The sequence below is a fragment of the Atlantibacter subterraneus genome, from assembly GCF_007570865.1.
In the GTDB taxonomy this organism is placed as follows: Bacteria; Pseudomonadota; Gammaproteobacteria; order Enterobacterales; family Enterobacteriaceae; genus Atlantibacter; species Atlantibacter subterraneus.
In genome coordinates, this window is record NZ_VLPS01000009.1 from 51246 (window position 1) to 70391 (window position 19146).

The 19146-nt window shown below is 54.5% G+C and carries 17 protein-coding genes; 4 read left to right on the forward strand and 13 right to left on the reverse strand.

Features of this window, described 5'->3' with window-relative positions; translation table 11 throughout:
• Positions 1–2: 2 nt before the first annotated feature.
• Positions 3–566, reverse strand: a complete 564-nt coding sequence (smrA, locus tag FND52_RS17235) for a DNA endonuclease SmrA (protein WP_144132113.1) — start codon at positions 564–566, stop codon at positions 3–5.
• Between the two features lie 531 nt (positions 567–1097).
• On the opposite strand from smrA, the gene ogt reads away from it, so the two are divergent.
• The 4 genes from ogt (at position 1098) to FND52_RS17255 (ending at position 4761) form a co-directional block, all read left to right on the forward strand.
• Positions 1098–1613 (forward strand): methylated-DNA--[protein]-cysteine S-methyltransferase, encoded by a 516-nt coding sequence (gene ogt, locus FND52_RS17240; protein WP_125293383.1) that lies wholly within the window; start codon positions 1098–1100, stop codon positions 1611–1613.
• A 167-nt stretch (positions 1614–1780) separates the two neighbouring features.
• Entirely contained in the window at positions 1781–2533 is a 753-nt protein-coding gene (gene fnr, locus FND52_RS17245) for a fumarate/nitrate reduction transcriptional regulator Fnr (RefSeq protein WP_125293384.1), read from the forward strand.
• 137 nt (positions 2534–2670) lie between these two features.
• On the forward strand, positions 2671–3621 hold the full coding sequence (gene uspE, locus FND52_RS17250) for a universal stress protein UspE (RefSeq protein WP_125293385.1): 951 nt from the start codon (positions 2671–2673) through the stop codon (positions 3619–3621).
• Between the two features lie 126 nt (positions 3622–3747).
• Positions 3748–4761 (forward strand): LacI family DNA-binding transcriptional regulator, encoded by a 1014-nt coding sequence (locus FND52_RS17255; RefSeq protein WP_144132115.1) that lies wholly within the window; start codon positions 3748–3750, stop codon positions 4759–4761.
• A 64-nt stretch (positions 4762–4825) separates the two neighbouring features.
• Here the strand turns inward: FND52_RS17255 and FND52_RS17260 are convergent, their stop codons facing one another.
• From FND52_RS17260 to pntB, 12 genes are all read right to left on the reverse strand, one after another.
• Positions 4826–5749 (reverse strand): OmpG family monomeric porin, encoded by a 924-nt coding sequence (locus FND52_RS17260; RefSeq protein WP_144132117.1) that lies wholly within the window; start codon positions 5747–5749, stop codon positions 4826–4828.
• Positions 5750–5821: 72 nt separating this feature from the next.
• The gene (locus FND52_RS17265) at positions 5822–6904 is read right to left on the reverse strand and encodes an ABC transporter ATP-binding protein (protein WP_144132119.1); all 1083 of its coding nucleotides are present in this window, start codon (positions 6902–6904) and stop codon (positions 5822–5824) included.
• A gap of 9 nt (positions 6905–6913) precedes the next feature.
• Positions 6914–7594 carry a beta-phosphoglucomutase gene (pgmB, locus tag FND52_RS17270; RefSeq protein ID WP_425277914.1) on the reverse strand — a complete coding sequence of 227 codons (681 nt, stop codon included), beginning with the start codon at positions 7592–7594 and terminating at the stop codon, positions 6914–6916.
• Between the two features lie 31 nt (positions 7595–7625).
• Complete coding sequence (locus FND52_RS17275; protein ID WP_144132121.1) at positions 7626–9845, reverse strand: glycoside hydrolase family 65 protein; 2220 nt, start codon at positions 9843–9845, stop codon at positions 7626–7628.
• Positions 9842–10888 carry a D-glucoside 3-dehydrogenase gene (gene ycjS / locus FND52_RS17280; RefSeq protein ID WP_144132123.1) on the reverse strand — a complete coding sequence of 349 codons (1047 nt, stop codon included), beginning with the start codon at positions 10886–10888 and terminating at the stop codon, positions 9842–9844. The genes FND52_RS17275 and ycjS overlap by 4 nt, the downstream gene beginning before the upstream one ends.
• A gap of 13 nt (positions 10889–10901) precedes the next feature.
• Complete coding sequence (locus FND52_RS17285; protein WP_144132125.1) at positions 10902–11690, reverse strand: sugar phosphate isomerase/epimerase family protein; 789 nt, start codon at positions 11688–11690, stop codon at positions 10902–10904.
• An 18-nt stretch (positions 11691–11708) separates the two neighbouring features.
• Positions 11709–12761, reverse strand: a complete 1053-nt coding sequence (gene ycjQ / locus FND52_RS17290; RefSeq protein ID WP_144132127.1) for a D-guloside 3-dehydrogenase — start codon at positions 12759–12761, stop codon at positions 11709–11711.
• 26 nt (positions 12762–12787) lie between these two features.
• Complete coding sequence (locus tag FND52_RS17295; RefSeq protein WP_125293393.1) at positions 12788–13630, reverse strand: carbohydrate ABC transporter permease; 843 nt, start codon at positions 13628–13630, stop codon at positions 12788–12790.
• Positions 13617–14495, reverse strand: a complete 879-nt coding sequence (locus FND52_RS17300; RefSeq protein WP_125293394.1) for a carbohydrate ABC transporter permease — start codon at positions 14493–14495, stop codon at positions 13617–13619. Before FND52_RS17300 ends, FND52_RS17295 begins: the two co-directional genes overlap by 14 nt.
• Positions 14496–14517: 22 nt before the next feature.
• Positions 14518–15807 (reverse strand): ABC transporter substrate-binding protein, encoded by a 1290-nt coding sequence (locus tag FND52_RS17305; RefSeq protein ID WP_144132129.1) that lies wholly within the window; start codon positions 15805–15807, stop codon positions 14518–14520.
• 18 nt (positions 15808–15825) lie between these two features.
• On the reverse strand, positions 15826–17505 hold the full coding sequence (locus FND52_RS17310) for a sugar phosphorylase (protein WP_144132131.1): 1680 nt from the start codon (positions 17503–17505) through the stop codon (positions 15826–15828).
• Between the two features lie 246 nt (positions 17506–17751).
• The gene (gene pntB / locus FND52_RS17315) at positions 17752–19140 is read right to left on the reverse strand and encodes a Re/Si-specific NAD(P)(+) transhydrogenase subunit beta (RefSeq protein WP_125293397.1); all 1389 of its coding nucleotides are present in this window, start codon (positions 19138–19140) and stop codon (positions 17752–17754) included.
• Positions 19141–19146 lie beyond the last annotated feature (6 nt).

Here is a 19146-nt window from a genome sequence, read left to right on the forward strand (position 1 = left end):
GCTCAGCGGCTGCGTTTGGCGTGACGCTCCCAGTTATCCAGCCGCTGGGCATCCGATTTTTTCAGCGCCACATAACAGGCTCCGCTGCCGCCGTGATGGGGCAGCGCGCTACAAAACGCCTGCACCTCTTCGAACTCCCCTAACCAGCGCGCCAGATAGCTGCGCACAATGTTGGCGTGGGATTTCTCTTCCCGCCCTTTGCCGTGGACGATCAGCACGTTACGCAGCCCCTGCTGTTTTGCCTGATGGATAAAGGCAAACAGCTTTTGTCGGCACTGCTCCACCGGCATACGCAGCAGATTCAGGTTCGCCTGTTGCGGGTATTTACCCTGGCGCAGTTTATCCAGCACCCCCTGCTGTACTCCTTCACGCTTAAATTCCAGCGGCTGATCCAGCGGCACAATGTCCAGATAACCGGTGGTTAAAAAGTTGTCGAGTTGCAGCACGTCTACTGGCGCGACGGTACGGGCAGGCTTCGGCTTTTGCCAGGTGGTGCAGGAGGCGTTTTTCAGCGGTTTAACATCATCCATGGCCTCAAGAAAAAGTGATTTATCGTCAGGTTTCATATGCGGGCCTCCGGATGTCTTGCAGGTCAGACACTATAGCCGCCCTTGCCGCGGGCCTCAAGATAGTCATTAATCTTATCAAAACGTGCTTATGTATTATTTTAGGAGTTCGCTTGGATTTGCCGGAAATATCTCTTTTATTCACCGGTGGTAATTTTTTGAGCGGCGAATAATGCAGCAATATTTATTCATCGAATCGTTTCGCTGTTATTTTTGTGAATTTAATCACTTAAATTAATTATTAATTTTAATTCTTCATTGCTATACCTTACTCAACCTGGCACACAGGAAATAGTGCAGGAAATAAGCCCCGGACGCACTGCTGTGTACTGTGGAGCCTGTTTGATGTCGGCAGGCTCTTTTTTTATTTTTAAAAAGAACGTTATCTGGAAATAATTAGCACCTGCTTTTTCTTTTATTCACTGCCAGAAGGTAAGTGCCCTGCGGCGCAATTCATTCTCGTTAAGGGGTATGTCGAATATATCTGGAACGTGCTATGTTGGCGCAATCCCTTATCTGGTGAATATAATCATGCTAAACCTTCTTGAAGATAAAATAGACACCCCGCTGGGGCCGCTGTGGATATTGTGCGACGAGCAATTCCAGCTGCGGGCCGTGGAATGGGAAGAACACAGCGACAGAATGGTTGAGCTACTCAATATTCACTACCGCATCAGCGGCTATAGCCGCGTCGCCAGTCACAACCCCGGCGGGCTGAGCAGGAAATTACAGGACTATTTCGACGGCGATCTGGCGGTTATCGACACGCTGCCCACCGCGACGGCCGGTACGCCGTTCCAGCGCGAAGTCTGGAAAGCGCTGCGCGACATCCCGTGCGGGCAGATCCTCTCCTATGGTCAACTGGCCGCGCAGCTGGGCCGCAGTGGCGCGGCGCGCGCGGTGGGGGCAGCCAACGGCTCCAATCCAGTGAGCATTGTGGTGCCCTGCCATAGGGTGATCGGCAGCAGCGGCGCATTAACCGGCTATGCGGGCGGCGTCACCCGTAAAGAGTGGCTGCTGCGCCACGAAGGTTATCTTTTAATTTAATTAAACTTTCTTTTCGGAACTTTTAATATCCCCAGTAATCAAGGGGATAGCAAAAAAGTGCTACTTTTTTCATGTGTTTGTGATCGGTTTGCTGTTCCGGTCGATTTACCTGCTCAACAAAAAGATGTTAAAATTGACCAATATCAATGTAAGGCTTGAGCAGACCTATGATCCCGGAAAAGCGAATTATTCGACGCATTCAGTCTGGCGGTTGTGCTATCCATTGTCAGGATTGCAGCATCAGCCAACTGTGCATCCCTTTCACCCTCAACGAACACGAGCTCGACCAGCTTGATAACATTATCGAGCGTAAAAAACCGATTCAGAAAGGGCAGACGCTGTTTAAAGCGGGTGATGAGTTGAAGTCGCTGTATGCCATTCGTTCCGGTACCATCAAGAGCTACACCATCACCGAACAGGGTGACGAGCAGATCACCGGTTTTCACCTGGCGGGCGATTTAGTCGGCTTTGACGCCATTGGCTCTGGTCATCACCCGAGCTTCGCTCAGGCGCTGGAAACATCCATGGTCTGCGAAATCCCGTTCGAAACCTTAGACGATCTTTCCGGTAAAATGCCGAATCTGCGTCAGCAGATGATGCGTCTGATGAGCGGTGAGATCAAAGGCGACCAGGATATGATCCTGCTGCTGTCCAAGAAAAATGCCGAAGAGCGTCTGGCTGCGTTTATCTATAACCTGTCGCGCCGTTTTGCCCAACGCGGTTTCTCGCCGCGTGAGTTCCGTCTGACCATGACCCGTGGCGATATCGGTAACTACCTCGGCCTGACGGTAGAAACCATCAGCCGTCTGCTGGGTCGTTTCCAGAAAAGCGGGATGCTGGCGGTAAAAGGCAAATATATCACCATCGAAAACAGCGACACCCTGGCACAGCTGGCAGGCCATTCGCGCAACGTCGCATAACCGCACTTTTTTAAACGCCGTATCGTTAGATTTTTTTAATTTATTGATCCGGCGTTTGCTTCTCCCCTGTTTCATTCAATCTCTATGGGTTAATCTTACTTTACAGACTGTGGTTTGCAGTTGTAAGGAGACCCTGTATGGCAAATTATCAAAACATGCTGGTGGTGATTGACCCAGGCCAGGACGATCAGCCCGCGCTGCGGCGTGCGGTGTATTTGCATCAACGCATTGGCGGTAAAATCAAAGCCTTTCTGCCGATTTATGATTTCTCGTATGAGATGACCACCCTGCTGTCCCCCGATGAGCGCACCGCGATGCGCCAGGGCGTGATTAGCCAACGAACCGCATGGATACGCGAACAAGCTCAGCACTACATCGAATCGGGCATCCCGATTGACATCAAAGTGGTGTGGCATAACCGCCCCTTTGAAGCCATCATCCAGGAAGTGAAAACCTGCAAGCACGATTTGGTGCTGAAAATGACCCACCAGCACGACAAACTCGAATCCGTGATCTTCACCCCCACCGACTGGCACCTGCTGCGTAAATGCCCGTGCCCGGTGTGGATGGTGAAAGACCAGCCGTGGCCGGAAGGCGGCAAAGCGCTGGTGGCGGTGAACCTGGCGAGTGAAGAGATTTACCACAACGCGCTGAACGACAAGCTGGTGCGCGAGACGCTGCATCTGGCCGAGCAGGTCAACCATACCGAAGTACACCTGGTGGGCGCGTTCCCCGCCACGCCGATTAACATCGCCATCGAACTGCCCGATTTTGATCCCAGCGTGTATAACGACGCGATCCGCGGCCAGCATTTAATTGCCATGAAGGCGCTGCGCCAGAAATACTCGATCGGCGAAAACATGACTCACGTCGAAAAAGGCCTGCCGGAAGAAGTGATCCCCGATCTCGCCGAGCATTTGCAGGCCGGGATTGTGGTACTGGGTACCGTGGGCCGCACCGGCCTGTCCGCTGCGTTTTTAGGCAATACGGCGGAACAGGTTATCGACCATTTGCGCTGTGATTTGCTGGCGATTAAACCGGACGACTACCAAACCCCGGTTGAACTGGACGACGACGAAGACGATTAACCTCAGTTGCCTTTAACAGCACGCCCCCCGCGGCGTGCTTTTTTATTGGCTGCATGGTTAAAATAGACACACCCTGATGCCTGGAGTAACATCGCTATTCTGTTTCAAAAGGGAGTTTGCAGACTGATGTCGCCGACAATTTATGATATCGCGCGGGTTGCAAAAGTATCTAAATCTACCGTTTCGCGAGTTCTCAATAAGCAAACCAATATTTCTGATGATGCCCGTGAGCGGGTTTTAAAGGCCATAGAAGAATTAAATTACCAGCCGAATAAACTGGCGCGCGCCCTGACGTCATCCGGTTTTGACGCCATTATGGTTATTTCTACCCGTTCTACCAAAACCACCTCCGGCAATCCTTTTTTTTCCGAAGTTCTCCATGCCATTATCGCGCGGGCGGAGCATGAAGGCTTTGATGTGATATTACAAACTTCAAAGAATAGCGCTGAAGATTTAGAAAAGTGCCTGACCAAAATAAAACAAAAAATGGTTAAAGGCATTGTTATGCTCAGTTCACCGGTAAATGAGCACTTCTTTGCGGAGCTGGACCAATATAATATTCCGGTGGTGGTTATCGGTGGGCTAAAGGGCTGTTATCAAAACATCGTGTCCGTGGATACCGATAATTATCAGGATAGCATCGCGTTAACGCAAACCCTGATTGACCGGGGTTTTCAGCGCATCGCCTGTTTGCATGCACCGCTCGATTATTATGTATCACTCGACCGGCTTGAGGGATGTAAAACGGCGTTAATGCGCAACGGGCTCTCGGTCGATGCCGCGCTGATGGTTGACGGCGGTTATACCCAACAGAGTGCGCTCGAGGCGGCGGAAAAATTATTAACCTGCTCTCCACTTCCCGAGGCCATTTTCGCTACCGACAGTCTGAAGTTAATGAGCTTGTATCGCGTGGCGGCGCGTCTGAACATAGCTATTCCGCAGCAGCTGGCGGTGATCGGCTATAGCGATGCCATATTATCGTTTATGCTGACGCCGCCGCCGAGCGGCATTGAAGTGCCCATTCAGGCGCTCGGGGAGACCAGTAGCGCGTTATTGTTCGATCGTATTGCGAATAAGCCAACCCCGGCATCAATATTACTTGCCACAGAAAATGTAATTACCGGGTCGATTCCAGGATAGCGTTCTGAGCGCAGGTGCGTCAGCCTGCGCCCAATGGGATATAACGAACGTTAAGGAAGGATCGTTAAAAGGCGTAATTCACGCCTATACCTGCATAGTGGAAAATATCATGGGTATCGTTTTCGCGATGCGTCTGCCATTCGTAGGCATATTCCAGCGTCATTGATAAACCGTTCTCGAAATCATGGGCGTACAGCAGGCCCAGACGGTTGTAATCATGATCTTCCGAATCGGAACCGTCATCCTGCCAGTCCCAGTTACTCCAGCGATCGATGGTTAAGCGGGTATAAGGCGTAAAGGTATTATTCCCCAGCGCGATAGGGAAATAGATACGCGCCTCGTTAGTGGAAAACTCGCCCTGCTTATTGCCGCTCTCCGTGTTATAGCCGCGCTCAAGATAATAGTGCGCCTGAACCGAGAACGTCTCATTAAAGTGATAATTCAAACCGGTTTCCGTTTCGACGCGGCTATCTGAATAACCGGTTTTATTGAGATCGTTGACGAAGCGATACCAGGCCAGCCACCCTTCAAACGCCAGATCCTGATTAATTTTCACATTCCAGTCCGGCTGAATTTTCCAGCGCTGGCTATTGGCGGTACCGGCAGGCGAACCATCCTCGTTTTTAAAATGGTAACCGTAATTACGCACGCCGCCGGTTAAACCCAGCGAGAAATCGTCGTTTTCAATTAACTGATAACGCAGATTAAATTCCGGGCGGTTGAAATAAGTGCCGCGCGTCATTGAACTGTAATCAACCGGGCCTTCCTGATACATCACCAGATTAATACTCCAGGGGCCATAAGCAGCGTTGAAATATACGGAGGGTTCATACAGCCCGTCCATATCTTCCGCCTGGCCTTCGACGTTTTCAATTTCGTACATCGCGCCGACGCTGTATTTCCAGCTATTTTGCGGTGTTTCCTGCGCCTGAGCACACATTGCGCCGGCAACAGGCAACAGTAGCAGCGTCCGAATTATGGCATTCATATTTTCGTTCCTTCATTTGTAGGTACTTCAGAGGTTATGCAAAGGCAAGGCGCACGCCTGCCTTTGCGGTCGTTAATCGATGGCGTGTTCCGTCTCGCTATTAAAGAAATGGGATTTAGTCATATCAAAATGAATAGGCAGCGTTTGCCCGGCGTAATAGTGCCCGTCCGCGCTGGCGCGAACCACGAACTCATGCGCACCGACGGTGGTATAAAGCATAAATTCCGCCCCGGTTAATTCCGCCACGCTAATATGCGCATCGACGCTATTATGGGGCTGTGCCCGGGGGGAAATATCTTCCGGACGGATACCCATGATGATCGGCTTGCGGTGATATCCCCCGGCATTAAGTTTCTCGAGTTTTTCTTCCGGTAGCGCCAGCTTCAGGGTTTCGGTGACAAAATGGCTGCCGTCGAACGCCCCACGGACAAAATTCATCGCCGGTGAACCGATAAAACCTGCGACAAACATATTGGCCGGATGGTTATAAACCGTTTTCGGCGCACCCACCTGCTGAATAATGCCGTCTTTGAGGATCACAATCCGCGTCGCCATGGTCATGGCTTCGGTCTGATCGTGGGTGACGTAAATCATGGTGGTATTGAGCTTTTGATGCAGCTTGCCGATCTCGGCGCGCATCTGCACCCGCAGTTTGGCGTCCAGATTCGACAGGGGTTCGTCCATCAAAAATACCCCTGCTTCCCGGACAATCGCCCTGCCGAGCGCCACCCGCTGGCGCTGCCCGCCGGACAGCGCGCCCGGCTTGCGCTTGAGGTACTCTTTCAGGCCGAGGATCTGCGCCGCCCATTCCACCCTTTCACTAATCACCGCCGGGGCGATTTTCTGCATTTTCAGCCCAAACGCCATATTGTCGTACACGCTCATATGGGGATAGAGCGCGTAGTTCTGGAACACCATGGCGATATCGCGCGATTTAGCAGGAACGTCGTTCATTCTTACCCCGCCGATATAGAGTTCGCCGTGGGTGATCTCCTCCAGCCCGGCGATCATGCGCAGCGTGGTGGATTTACCGCAGCCTGACGGGCCGACGAAGACAATAAATTCCTTGTCGGCAATCTCGAGGGTGAAATCCTTGACGACGTGAACGTTATCGTCATAAACCTTCTGAAGGTGTTGTAAGGAGAGTTGTGCCATATCAATCCCTTAGCGGCGAACAGACGTCGCCGTATCTGTGAGGTCCATAAGCCCGGCAATCCGCCGCCAGGTGAGTTCTTCCGTGCTGTTAAGCCGTAAATTCGCATCGGTGAGCGTGGCCCCGATACCAATCGACACCATGCCGCTGGCGTTAATCGCCGCGATCCCGGCCTGAGCGTCCTCCACCCCGATGCAGCGTTGCGGCGTAGCGCCCAGTCCGGCGCAGGCTGCGAGAAAAATTTCCGGATCGGGTTTGGAGTGGGCAATGCAGCTGGCATCGGCGCAGTAGTCAAACAATGCCGCCAGCCCCAGTGCCTGAAGAATGCCCGGCGCGTTTAAGGATGCAGACGCCAGACCAATTCCAATGCCCCGCGATTTGAGTTCGTCAAGTAAGGGCGCAATGCCGGGCAGTATCGACTCGGGCCCCAGCGAACTGAGCAATTCGACATAGCGCTCGTTTTTGCGCGCCGCTATTGCCAGTTTCTCCGTTTCGCTGAATAACTCTGTTTTACCGCCCACCTGTAAAATACGCTCCAGCGACGCCATCCGGCTGATGCCTTTTAGCGACTGATTCACCTCTTCATCTATCTGGATGCCCAACTCCGCTGCTACCGACCGCCACGCGATAAAGTGCAAATGCGCGGTATCCGTGATAACGCCGTCTAAATCAAATATCAGTGCCTGTAACATGATCCCTTCCCGGGAGCGCTCCCATCCTGAGTTAAATAAAATCCTGATACGCCCAGCTTCCCTGGCCGCTAAAGGATACGCAACGTCCATACAGCCTGAAGGTTAACGGCGCGGAGGTGGTCATCGTCAGATGCGTCGGCGTGAGTTCCAGCGTCAGGCGGATGCCCTGATAGCACAGCGGGAAACGCAGCCGCCGCCAGCCCTCCGGCAGGCGCGGTGCCACGCACAGCCCTTGCTCGACGCTTACCCCGGCGAAGCCCTCAATCACACCGAGCCAGATTGCGCCCGTTGCGGCAGCATGCAAACCGTCATCACTGCTGTGCGGATCGTCACCCAGATCGATCTGGCTCCCTTCTCGCCAGAAGCGGTACGCGGTCTGCGGATCGTGACAGCGCGCCGCCACGATGCCGTGGATTGTCTTGCTGAGCGAAGAGTCATGAATAGTGCGCGGCAGATACCACGCCAGGCTGGCCTGCTGGGTTTCCGGCGTAAACAGCCCCGGCTGGAGATAGAACAGCATCACCACGTCGGCTTGCTTGAGGATCTGCATCTCGTTAACTTCAGCGCGCGAGTAATCCAGTAGAATCGTTTGCTTGCCTGCGTGCGCCTGATAGCGGCTTAAGTCGATAAAAGGCTTGCTAAAAAAGCTGTCATCCTGTGGCAGCACGTGGCGCATATCGGGCACTGGCAGCCGCAAGCGGGCGATAAAATCCTCCGCGTTAGCCTTAAAATCCGCCGCCAGCAGCGCTGTCGGGCAATGCTTTAGCGCACTTGCCACATTGTAGAGCGCCATATAATTAGTGAAGGCGTTGTTGTTGACGTGCTCGGTATATTCATCAGGACCGATGACATCGTGGATTTCCAGATGCCCCTCCACCTCGGTAGTCCGGCTAATCCAGAAGCAGGCCGTTTGATATAACAGTTCGCCGCCCTCCTCCTGCAAAAACGCATCGTCGCCGGTAATATCCACATAGCGCATAACGGCCCAGCCGATGTCTGCCACCAGATGATGCTCTGCCAGGGCTGACGCGACGCGCTGGCGCTGGCCGGTACGAATGTTGATGGCGGCGAACTCCGGCGTCTCTTCTTCACCCGTGCGGGCGCTTTCCCACGGAAACAGCGCGCCCTGATAGCCATTACGCCGGGCTTTTTGCTGCGCGCCGGGCAGATTATGCCAGCGATAGCGCAGCAGCTGACGCGCGGTTTCAGGATGGGTATAGAGATAAAAAGGCAGTAAAAATACCTCGGTATCCCAGAACACGTGCCCCTTGTACCCCTCGCCGGTGAGCCCCTTCGCCGCGATGCTGGCGCGGTCGTCATGCTCCGGCGTCATGGCATGCAGGTGATAAAGGGCAAAGTCCAGCGCCTGCTGGTCCTGCACATTATCGCAATCCAGCTCCACCCGGCTTTGCCGCCACCACTGCACCATGGCCTGGCGCGATGCAGTCAGCAGCGCCTCATAGCCCATGTCCGCCGCCGCTTTAAGCGCCGCCAGGCTCTGCGCCTCAAGGCCGTCCGGGGTGGCGTCGGGGTTGCCTGCAATCCAGCAGACTTTTTCACAACACAGCGTAGCGCCCTGGGCGACAAGCGCTGTGGAATGCTGCATCAACTTGCGGTTTACGGCGCTGAGGCGATTAACCGCATGGGTCACCGCGCAGTGGCAACCGATACTCACATCAATCTGGCTACCCTGCACGCGATAAATCCCCTGCAGGAAGCGCTCGTCATAGACCCGCAGTGAAATATCATCCAGATGCTGCCGCCCGCTGTTGGTCTGGGTCGCGTCAATGCCGGTGGTCAGTTTTACCTGCGCCGCGCCGTCCAGCGGGGTGATTGAAAGGCGCATCGCAAACAGCGATTTTTGAGCCGCGGAAAGAAAGCGGCGGCTTTCGATGCGGTAGCGCCGCCCGTTCGGGGCGCGCCACAGCACATCGCGCGCCACTTCGCCGCTGGAAAATGACAGTTCGCGCCGCCAGTCGAGGATTTCCCCGGAGAGCAGGCTAAAAATAGCCCCGTCGATTTCAATTTCCATGCCCACCACGTCGGGCAAATTAATCAGTTCGGTTACGTCCCGCTCCCCCGCGCGGTGGTACAAGCCCGCGAGGTACATACCGCGGTTTTGTTGGCTGTAACTCTCTTCATGGGTGGCGCGGATGCCCAGGTAGCCATTGCCCGCCGCCATCAGCGTGGCATATTTGTTCAGGCAATGCGGGTCGAAGCGCGGTTCATTCAGCGTGGTCATGGGTTTCATAAGGCGACGGTGACTCCCTGCTCGGCGGCGTCATAAATCGCCTGCACCAGCCGCTGGATCTGATAGCCCTGTTCGGCATCGGCCAGCGCTACCGGGCTGCCTTTCACCGCATCAACAAACGCGGTCATTGAACGAAAATGTCGCAGATCATCCGCCGCGTCTCGCTGCATCAGGGTAACCAGCTCTCCGGCTTCATCGTGGTAAATATGCGCCGGGAACAGCGTGCCGCCGGCTTTATCCCCGCAGAACTGGACGTTCATGATGCTCTGTTCAGGGATATTCAGCGCGAACGAGGTTTCGAGGCGCAGAATGCCGCCGTTGTGGAATTCGAGCGTGGCGAACAGCGCGTCCTCAACGGTATAACTCGCCGGATCCCACGCGCCGAACTGACCACTGTTTTTGGTGGTGCCCAGTTTCTGGAAACTGTGGGCGGTCACGCACTTCACCGCCGGGAATCCCAGCACAAACAGGGCGGCATCCAGCATATGAATACCGATGTCGATCAGCGGCCCGCCGCCCTGGAGCGCTTTATTGGTGAACACGCCCCAGCCAGGGACGCCGCAGCGGCGCAGCGCCCGGGCGTTGGTGACGTACACCTCGCCCAGCGTGCCCGCCGCGACCTGCTCGCGCAGCAACTGGACGTCGAGGGCGAAACGATGGTGGAAATCGTAAGCCAGCAGCCGACCGGCTTTGCGCGCCGCCTGCCGCATGTCGTCCGCCTCCTGCGGCGTCATCGCCGGTGGTTTCTCGCACATCACATGGCAGCCCGCCGCCAGCGCGGCCAGCACATGCTGATAATGAAACCGGTTGGGCGAACAGACGCTGACCACATCCGGACGCAGCGTCGACAGCATGGTGTCCACATCATCAAACGCCGCACAGCCGTACTTATTGGCAAACGTCTGCGCCTGTTCTGGCCGGTTATCGCACACGCCCACCAGCTCGGTATCCGGGCTGGCGTGATAAAACGATGCGTGAACCCTTTCGGCAATATTACCCGCGCCGATAATGGCAACGCGCAATGTCGTCTCGCTACCGCTCATAGTGCTACGCCCCTTAGCATGACCGTAAGAAAGCGAGTGACTGGCGGTAGGCGGCGGCAGGATCGTCGGCGCGGACGCGGCACTCGTATACGACCCACCCGTCATAATCGTTGGCGCGCAACGTATCAAAATGCTTCTTGAAATCGATGCAGCCGCTACCCGGCTGGTAGCGATGATTATCAGCAAGGTGTACGTGCCCGAGCAGGTCGCGGTGGGAAGTCAGCGCCGCGCTCAGGTCGTCCTCTTCAATATTCATATGGTAGAAGTCGCCGATAATCTGCACGTTGCGATACCCGCCTTCGTCGATATAGCGACGCGCCTCGGCGAGGGTATTGATCATGTGATCCTGATAGCGATTCAGCGGCTCAAGGAAAATTATAGTGCCTGTGCGGCGCGCCACCGCATCGAGCTGGCGCAGCGAGTCGCTGACCGCTTTGCGATCGCCCTCGACGCTGCGCGGCGAAGTCATCGGCGGGAGACGGTAAGTAAACATGCCCCAGGCGGCGGGAACGATAATCCCCTTGCCACCCACTTCCGCCAGCGCCTCGAGAATACGGGCGATCTGTGCGATGCCGTTCAGGCGGCGCTCTTCGATGAAGTCACCAATCCAGCCGTCATAGCCGCCGCAGGCGGTGACCACCGGTAGCCCGGTCTCATGGATAGCCGCTTTTACCTGTGCCAGGTTATCTACCAGCAGCTTGCCGTCGATTTCAAAGCCGTCAAAACCCATTGCCTTGATATAGCGGAATTTTTCCATGATATCCTGCGGGAAAAAAGCCTGATTCTGCGTTGCGATTTTCATTTCTTACCTCCGTGTAATTTAAAACGTGACGCCCATTTTGATGCTCAGTTCCGGCTGGCGGTCGACGTACTTCATATAGCCTTCGGCGCTGCTGGAGAACGTCACCACCGGGTCGATTAGGTCTTCACAGTTGAGATAACCGTTCATCAGTAATTCCCAGCAGGTCTCTTCGATGCGTTTACGATTCCAGCGCGGATAGTCCGGGTTAGGTTCACTGGACGCACGGGAGAAGACGATTTTGGCATTGTTGAAATGCGCCTCGCGGCCCAGGTTGAACCCTGCCGGGAAGGGTTTGGCGAATGCGATATAAGAGATAGTGCCGCCGTAAGCCAGGCCGCGCAGCGCGCTTTGCAAGGCATCCGCATAGCCGCTGGATTCAATAATGCTGTCCACGCCCTGCTTGCCCGTCAGCCGTTTTAGCTCCAGACCCACGTCGCATTCCAGCGGGTTGAGACAAAAATCCGCGCCGTGACGGCGGGCAATATCACAACGATGCGCGATAGGATCGATGCCAATGACAATCGCCGCGCCCGCTTTTTTAGCGAGTTGCAGCGCAATTTGCCCCACCGCCCCCAGGCCAACCACAACGACATAATCCCCAACCCGCACGTTGGCGTCGCGCACGCCGCTCATGGCGAACTGCGCCGGATCGTAGCAGACCGCGTTTTTCCAGCTTGCGCCTTTCGGCATTTTGCGCAGTTTATAGTTGTTCACCGCATTAACGATGACGGTTTCCTGGAGCGGCCCATAGGTGCAGACGCGATCGCCCAGCTTCACTGCGCTGACGTCGGAACCGATCTCAATAATGTCGCCCACCACCATATTGCCGAGCTGAAACTGACCGAACTGGATCCCGCGCGGGGCACCTTCCGGGCGCGGCATAAACATCTGCCATTCCGGATTGAAGTCTTCATCAATAAACGGGCTGGCGGCGCGGAAGTCCACCACTTCGGTGCCGTGCTTCGGCGCACCGAACAGCACCTTGATTTTGACTTCATTGGCCGCCACAGGACGATCCTGATACTCCACAAGCGCCGCCACGCGCGGCTCAGATGCGATAAGCTTTTTCATTAAAAATCCCTGTATATAAATTGCGGTTAGCCTTTAACGCCGCCCGCGGTTAACCCACTTTTAATAAAACGTTCGGAAAGCGCGTACATCACCACCACCGGCAGTGCGGTCACCAGCGATGCCGCCATCATGCGGCCCCAGATATAGTCAGGGGTGCTGAACAGCGCGTTCAGCCCAACGGGAAGCGTGAAGTTGCTGGCGCTGGAGAGAAAAATCGAGGCGAACAGAAAGTCGTTCCACGCCACCATAAAGCAGTAGACAAACACCGAGATCAGCCCGGAAATCGCCAGCGGAACGGTGATATAGAAGATGATTTGCAGCCGGTTCAGACCATCCATCATGGCCGCCTCTTCAATCTCGTCCGGCAGCGTGTCGAAGTAGCTTTTCAGCATAAACACCGCCGTCGGCAGGGTTTGCGTCACCATCGTGATAATCAGCGCCATCTCCGTGTCGTAAACCCCGAGAGCGGTGATGATTTTGAACAGCGGTACCACCAGTAAAATCCCGGAAAACATATACACGGTGTAAAAGCTGGCATTGACCGCCATCCGCCCTTTAAAGCGCAGTTTGGACAGGGCGTAGGCACCGAGGATGCCAATCACCACCGCCAGCCCGGACGACACCAGCGACACCACCAGGCTGTTCTGGAAATAGGTGACGAACGGAAAAATGGTCGGATTAAAAATGTCGAGGTAGTGCTGAAGCGTCCAGTGCTGCGGCAGCAGCGTCGGATGCAGCGAAATCGCCTCTTTTGAGCTTTTGAACGAGGTCATCAGCATCACAAAAAAGGGAAACAGCGTGATGCCAAGAAACAGCACCAGCCCGATATAAAACCCGATGCGCGGCGCAAGGCGTTTATTTGTTGCCATGGAGATTCACCCGTTTTCTGGAAATCAGGATCACGGCGAACACAATGGCGAACAGCACCACGGAAATCGCCGATGCTTTGCCTAAGTCGTTAAATGCAAACGCCGTTTTGTAGAGATAGACGCCGAGGATGTCGACTTTGGTGGTCAGCAGCCAGACGTCGGCGAACATGTAAAACATCCAGATCGTGCGCAGCGTGATCACCGTCGCCAGCACCGGCATAATCGCCGGCAGCGTGACGATGCGAAACCGCTGCCAGGCGTTCGCACCATCCATTTCCGCCGCTTCGTACAGCGATTTGTCGATAGTCTGCAAAATCGCCAGAAACGAAATAAACGCATAAGGGAAATAGCGCCAGATGGCGAACAGCACCACCAGCACAAAGCTGCTGCCGGGGTTGTCGAACCACAGCGGGGCTTTGTCATACAGATGCAGAACATCCACACCGAGGTAGTTCACCAACCCGTAGCCGTTGTTGAACATGTACTTCCAGGCGAATACCAGCGAGATCGACGGCGTGACGTAAGAGAGGATCACCAGCGAACGCGCGGTTTTGCGAAAGCGAAATTCGCGGTTGAAAAACAGCGCTACCGCCAGCCCTAAGCCAGAACTCCCAATCACCACCAGCGCGGTGTACCAGAAGGTGGTCCACAATGCGTGCCAGAAACCGGGATCGCCAAGGATGCCCGCATAGTTCGCCAGCCCGACAAAATGCGCGGCAATGCGCGGATTCAGCGGCAGGCGCAAAAAACTGATTTCGACGTTCGAGAGCATCGGCCACGCTACCAGGCCCCCCAGCAACACCAGGCTGGGGGCCAGCAGCATCAGGGCAAATGGCAAATCTGAACGACCAGAAAATACCTTCATAACACCCTTCCCTGCGTTGACATTACTGCGCAGCCAGCTCGGCGATGCGCGTTTGGCTCTGGGCCAGCGTGGCGTTAACGTCCTTGTTGCCGACCGTCACGTTATTCACCATGGCATTCAGCGCGCCGGAGCCAGTGATATCGCCCATGCGGGTAAAGTTTTTATCGCCGACCGAACCAAAAACCTGCACGTTGGGATACTGGGCGATAAGCTGGGCGGGCAACTCGCCAAAGGCTTTGATCACCGGATTGTCTTTATAGGAGGGGGTATCCGATACGGCGCGGATCACCGGCAGCGCCGCGCCTGGCGACATCAGCACCCAGTCCGCCGCGTTTTGTGCCTGCTCCATAAACACCACGAACTTTTTCGCTGCATCGGTTTCGGCTTCGGTCTGACCTGCCGTCAGGGTTAATGAGGTGATCATCCCGTACACCGCTGGCGACTTCTGATTTGGCACCACAAATCCCAGATCCTGCGGGTCGCCTTCGCTGTAAACGGCGGGCAGGATATACGTTGAGTAGATCGCCATCGGCGCTGCGCCGTTCATAAAGGCATCTTTGATTTCCATAACGTTGTTGGAACCCGGCATGGTGTCTTTAGCCAGCGCCTGATAGAACGTCAGCGCCTGGGCCATTTGTGGCGTATCGATGGTCACCGCGCCGCTGGCGTCAAACACATTGGCGTTATTCGACAGCGCAAACTGGGAAAACGCCTGTTCGGTCATGACGCTTTCCGCCGTCGGCAGTGCGATACCGTATTTTTTATGCGCCGGATCGTTTAACGCGCCCGCGGCAGCCAGCAGCGAATCCCAGTCGCGCGGCGGCTGGAGCCCAGCGTTGGCTAAGGCCGATTTTTTGTACCAGATACCCTGAATCCAGGCGCTGATCGGAACCCCGGTCCAGGCTTTGGCGTCCTCGGTACGCACAATACGCAGCACGCCATCGTAAAAAGCGCTATCGCCCAGGGTAGTAATCACCCCCTGAATCGCCTCCCGATCGAGCAGTTGCTCTTTATCCATGACTTTGGCGTAGTCGTGACTGATCTCGATGATTTCCGGCAAGGCCCCGGAGCGCGCCAGGGTGGTCACCTTGGTGTTGTAGGCGTCTTCTTCTACGGGGACTTGTTTAACCGTAATGCCCGGATTCTCCTGTTCGAAGCGTTCGATCAGTTTGCCAATCACGGCCTGGCGCTCCTGCTCAACGGAGGAGTGCATAAATTCGATGGTGACTGAATCCTTTTTTTCATCATTACAGCCTGCCAACAAGGCGCAGGCGACCAGTGCTGATAACAGCACGATTTTATTTTTCCGCATGGTCATTTCCTTTTTGTATTAGCTAAGCCACAGACATTGCCAGGGACCTAACGTTATTGCTTTACCATTAATAAACTCCCCGCGGATTAATTCATTATATTGCCCCTGCTCTAATGATAATGACTGAGGCCGATCGGTGAAATTAAATAGCGCGGTGATTTTTCCTTCTTGCGCGTTGCCTCGAATAATTTCCAGCACGCCGTGACATTTTTCATTAATACTGAATTCGCTGTCGGGATGAAAGGCGCGATGACGCTGGCGAACCGCAATAAGTTGCGTTAATGTTTCCAGCGTGCGCGCGCGTAAATTTTCAGGTTGCGCAATTAACCGTTCGATTTCCGCCTCGCGGTATTTTTGACGATTAATTGCCCGGTTATAGCCCAGGCGCTCCACGCCCTGATAATCATTACGTGAACCCAGCACGCTTTGAATGTAAATTGCCGGAACGCCAGGAAAGGTTAATAACAAAGCATGAGCCAGGACAAACCGCGCCAGTCGTTCATTGTCATCGCAGTCGGGCGGCGTCAGGGCATCCATATAGGTCACGTTTAATTCATAAGGGCTACGTGTGCCGTCGGGATTATTTTTCCAGTTAACCTTCGCGCCATCCGTTTCCAGCATCTCAACCAGGGCTAAGATGTCCTGTTCGCCAATGATTCCGCGTAGCGGATTCAAGCCAATGCCGTCATGGGAGGCGAGAAAATTAAACCAGGTGGTCCGTCCGTCGCCCTTCGATGGCAGCACGCTGGCCCATTTTTTCAGGACGCTCACTGACTGGGTGCGAATGGCATGCAGCACCAGCGGCGGCAGCGGGAACTGATACACCATATGCGCTTCATCGTCGCCGTTGCCCAGGTAAGAGACGTTGTCTTTATGGGGCACGTTGGTTTCAGTCACAATAATCGTACCCGGTGCGACCTTATCGGCAATGGCGCGGAATAACTTCACCAGCAGGTGGGTGTTTTCCAGATGGATACAGGAGGTGCCGGGGGTTTTCCACATAAAGCCTACGGCGTCCAGGCGAATATAATCGGCTCCCTGCTCAAGGTAGTGGATCAGCACGTCCACCATGGCCAGCATAACGTTAGGGTTGGCGAAATTGAGGTCAACCTGGTCTGCGCTAAAGGTAGTCCAGACAAGTTTTGTCTCGCCATTCGCAAAGGTGAATGGCGTTAATAGCGGCAGTGCCCGGGGACGCGTGACGGCGGATAAATCCACGTCGGGATCGACAGCAATAAAAAAGTCCTGATATTCAGGGTCGTGATTAAGATAGCCTTTAAACCATTCGCTTTCGGCTGACATATGATTGCAAACAAAATCAAACATCAGGCGCGTGGAATGTTTGAGAATATTGATATCGCACCAGTCGCCATAGTCAGGAGAAACCTGGTGATAATCTTTTACGGAAAATCCATCATCGGATGTCCAGGGATAAAACGGCAAGAAATGCACCAGGGGAAAAGCGCTGGCGAGATAATCATTATAAAACCGCCCGAATGTTTTTAGCGTTTTTTCATTTGATGCAGAAAATTGATCCGCATAGGTAATAAGGACCACATCTGATTCATCCCATCCCTGCTTACGAGGAGCTTTAATTCTCTGACATCCATTAACAACTCGCGCCGTTAATTTATCGCGCAACGCCTGATTAAAAGAATTAGCATAAATGCGATCGGCAATCTGAATTATTTTGTCCATTATTTGTTTTCCATGGTAGCGGTCCCACGGAAAAGAAATCTACTCCTGAGTATTATTTATGTCAATGCAACCTGCATCACAGAAATTGTTTCCACTGAATAGCTCGATGTATAAAAAAGGACATTATGGCGATTTATTTTCAGGAAAGTTCCCTGTTAGCCGCTCAAAAGAAATGTATTTATCAAAACCATTGAAAAAAGATATAAAAAAACCGCTCCGAAGAGCGGTTAGTGATTGCGCTGATAATTACAGTGCCTTAAGGATCGCATCCACGCTGGCTTTGGCATCGCCAAACAGCATATGGGTGTTTTCTTTAAAGAACAGCGGGTTCTGAACGCCAGCGTAGCCGGTATTCATCGAACGTTTAAACACGATAACGTTTTGCGCTTTCCACACTTCCAGCACCGGCATACCGGCGATAGGGCTACGCGGATCGTCCTGCGCCGCCGGGTTGACGGTGTCGTTAGCGCCGATAACCAGAACGGTATCGGTATCGGCGAAGTCGTCGTTGATTTCGTCCATTTCCAGCACGATGTCATACGGCACTTTAGCTTCCGCCAGCAGCACGTTCATATGGCCCGGCAAACGGCCCGCAACCGGGTGAATGCCAAAACGTACCTTGATGCCGCGCGCGCGCAGTCGTTCGGTTATTTCCGCAACCGGATACTGCGCCTGCGCCACCGCCATGCCATAGCCGGGGGTGATGATCACCGAGTGGGAGTTTTTCAGCATATCCGCAGTATCTTCCGCGCTGATTTCACGGTGCTCGCCCACTTCGTCGCTTTCGCCAGTGGAAGAACCGTCGGTGCCGAAGCCGCCCGCAATCACGCTGATAAACGAGCGGTTCATCGCCTTACACATAATGTAAGACAGGATCGCACCCGAAGAGCCCACCAGCGCGCCGGTGACGATCAGCAGGTCGTTGCTGAGCATAAAGCCCGCCGCCGCTGCCGCCCAACCGGAATAAGAGTTAAGCATCGACACCACCACCGGCATATCCGCCCCGCCGATAGACGCCACCAGGTGCCAGCCAAAAGCCAGCGCGATCAGGGTCATAATCAGCAGCGCCAGTACCTGCAGGCCCACGCTTTCGGTGCGCACAAACACGATCAGCAGCAGGAACGAGACCACCAGCGCCGCCAGATTCAGCTTGTGACGGTTCGGCAGCATCAGCGGTTTAGACGAAATCTTGCCGCGCAGTTTGCCAAACGCCACGATAGAACCGGTAAAGGTCACCGCGCCGATAAACACGCCCAGGAACACTTCGGTCAAATGGATGTTGACCAGAATCGGCTCCAGGCCCGCGTCGTGATACAGATAGCTGTTGAAACCTACCAGCACCGCCGCCAGACCGACGAAGCTGTGCAGGATGGCCACCAGCTCCGGCATTTCGGTCATTTCGACTTTCTTCGCCAGGTGAATACCGATCGCGCCGCCAATCACCATGGCGACGATGATCCACACCACGTTGCCGGTATCCGGTCCGAAAATGGTGGCAACCAGCGCAATCGCCATACCGGCGATACCAAACATGTTGCCCTGACGGGACGTCTCATGTTTGGACAGCCCGGCCAGGCTGAAAATAAACAGAATCGCGGCAACAATGTATGCAGCTGTGACTAATCCTCCAGACATGTGTTA

Bases quoted from the DNA above. Each gene is read 5' to 3' on its own strand.
- smrA (WP_144132113.1), bottom strand. From the start codon at position 566: ATGAAACCTGACGATAAATCACTTTTTCTTGAGGCCATGGATGATGTT.
- ogt (WP_125293383.1), top strand. From the start codon at position 1,098: ATGCTAAACCTTCTTGAAGATAAAATAGACACCCCGCTGGGGCCGCTG.
- fnr (WP_125293384.1), top strand. From the start codon at position 1,781: ATGATCCCGGAAAAGCGAATTATTCGACGCATTCAGTCTGGCGGTTGT.
- uspE (WP_125293385.1), top strand. From the start codon at position 2,671: ATGGCAAATTATCAAAACATGCTGGTGGTGATTGACCCAGGCCAGGAC.
- FND52_RS17255 (WP_144132115.1), top strand. From the start codon at position 3,748: ATGTCGCCGACAATTTATGATATCGCGCGGGTTGCAAAAGTATCTAAA.
- FND52_RS17260 (WP_144132117.1), bottom strand. From the start codon at position 5,749: ATGAATGCCATAATTCGGACGCTGCTACTGTTGCCTGTTGCCGGCGCA.
- FND52_RS17265 (WP_144132119.1), bottom strand. From the start codon at position 6,904: ATGGCACAACTCTCCTTACAACACCTTCAGAAGGTTTATGACGATAAC.
- pgmB (WP_425277914.1), bottom strand. From the start codon at position 7,594: ATGTTACAGGCACTGATATTTGATTTAGACGGCGTTATCACGGATACC.
- FND52_RS17275 (WP_144132121.1), bottom strand. From the start codon at position 9,845: ATGAAACCCATGACCACGCTGAATGAACCGCGCTTCGACCCGCATTGC.
- ycjS (WP_144132123.1), bottom strand. From the start codon at position 10,888: ATGAGCGGTAGCGAGACGACATTGCGCGTTGCCATTATCGGCGCGGGT.
- FND52_RS17285 (WP_144132125.1), bottom strand. From the start codon at position 11,690: ATGAAAATCGCAACGCAGAATCAGGCTTTTTTCCCGCAGGATATCATG.
- ycjQ (WP_144132127.1), bottom strand. From the start codon at position 12,761: ATGAAAAAGCTTATCGCATCTGAGCCGCGCGTGGCGGCGCTTGTGGAG.
- FND52_RS17295 (WP_125293393.1), bottom strand. From the start codon at position 13,630: ATGGCAACAAATAAACGCCTTGCGCCGCGCATCGGGTTTTATATCGGG.
- FND52_RS17300 (WP_125293394.1), bottom strand. From the start codon at position 14,495: ATGAAGGTATTTTCTGGTCGTTCAGATTTGCCATTTGCCCTGATGCTG.
- FND52_RS17305 (WP_144132129.1), bottom strand. From the start codon at position 15,807: ATGCGGAAAAATAAAATCGTGCTGTTATCAGCACTGGTCGCCTGCGCC.
- FND52_RS17310 (WP_144132131.1), bottom strand. From the start codon at position 17,505: ATGGACAAAATAATTCAGATTGCCGATCGCATTTATGCTAATTCTTTT.
- pntB (WP_125293397.1), bottom strand. From the start codon at position 19,140: ATGTCTGGAGGATTAGTCACAGCTGCATACATTGTTGCCGCGATTCTG.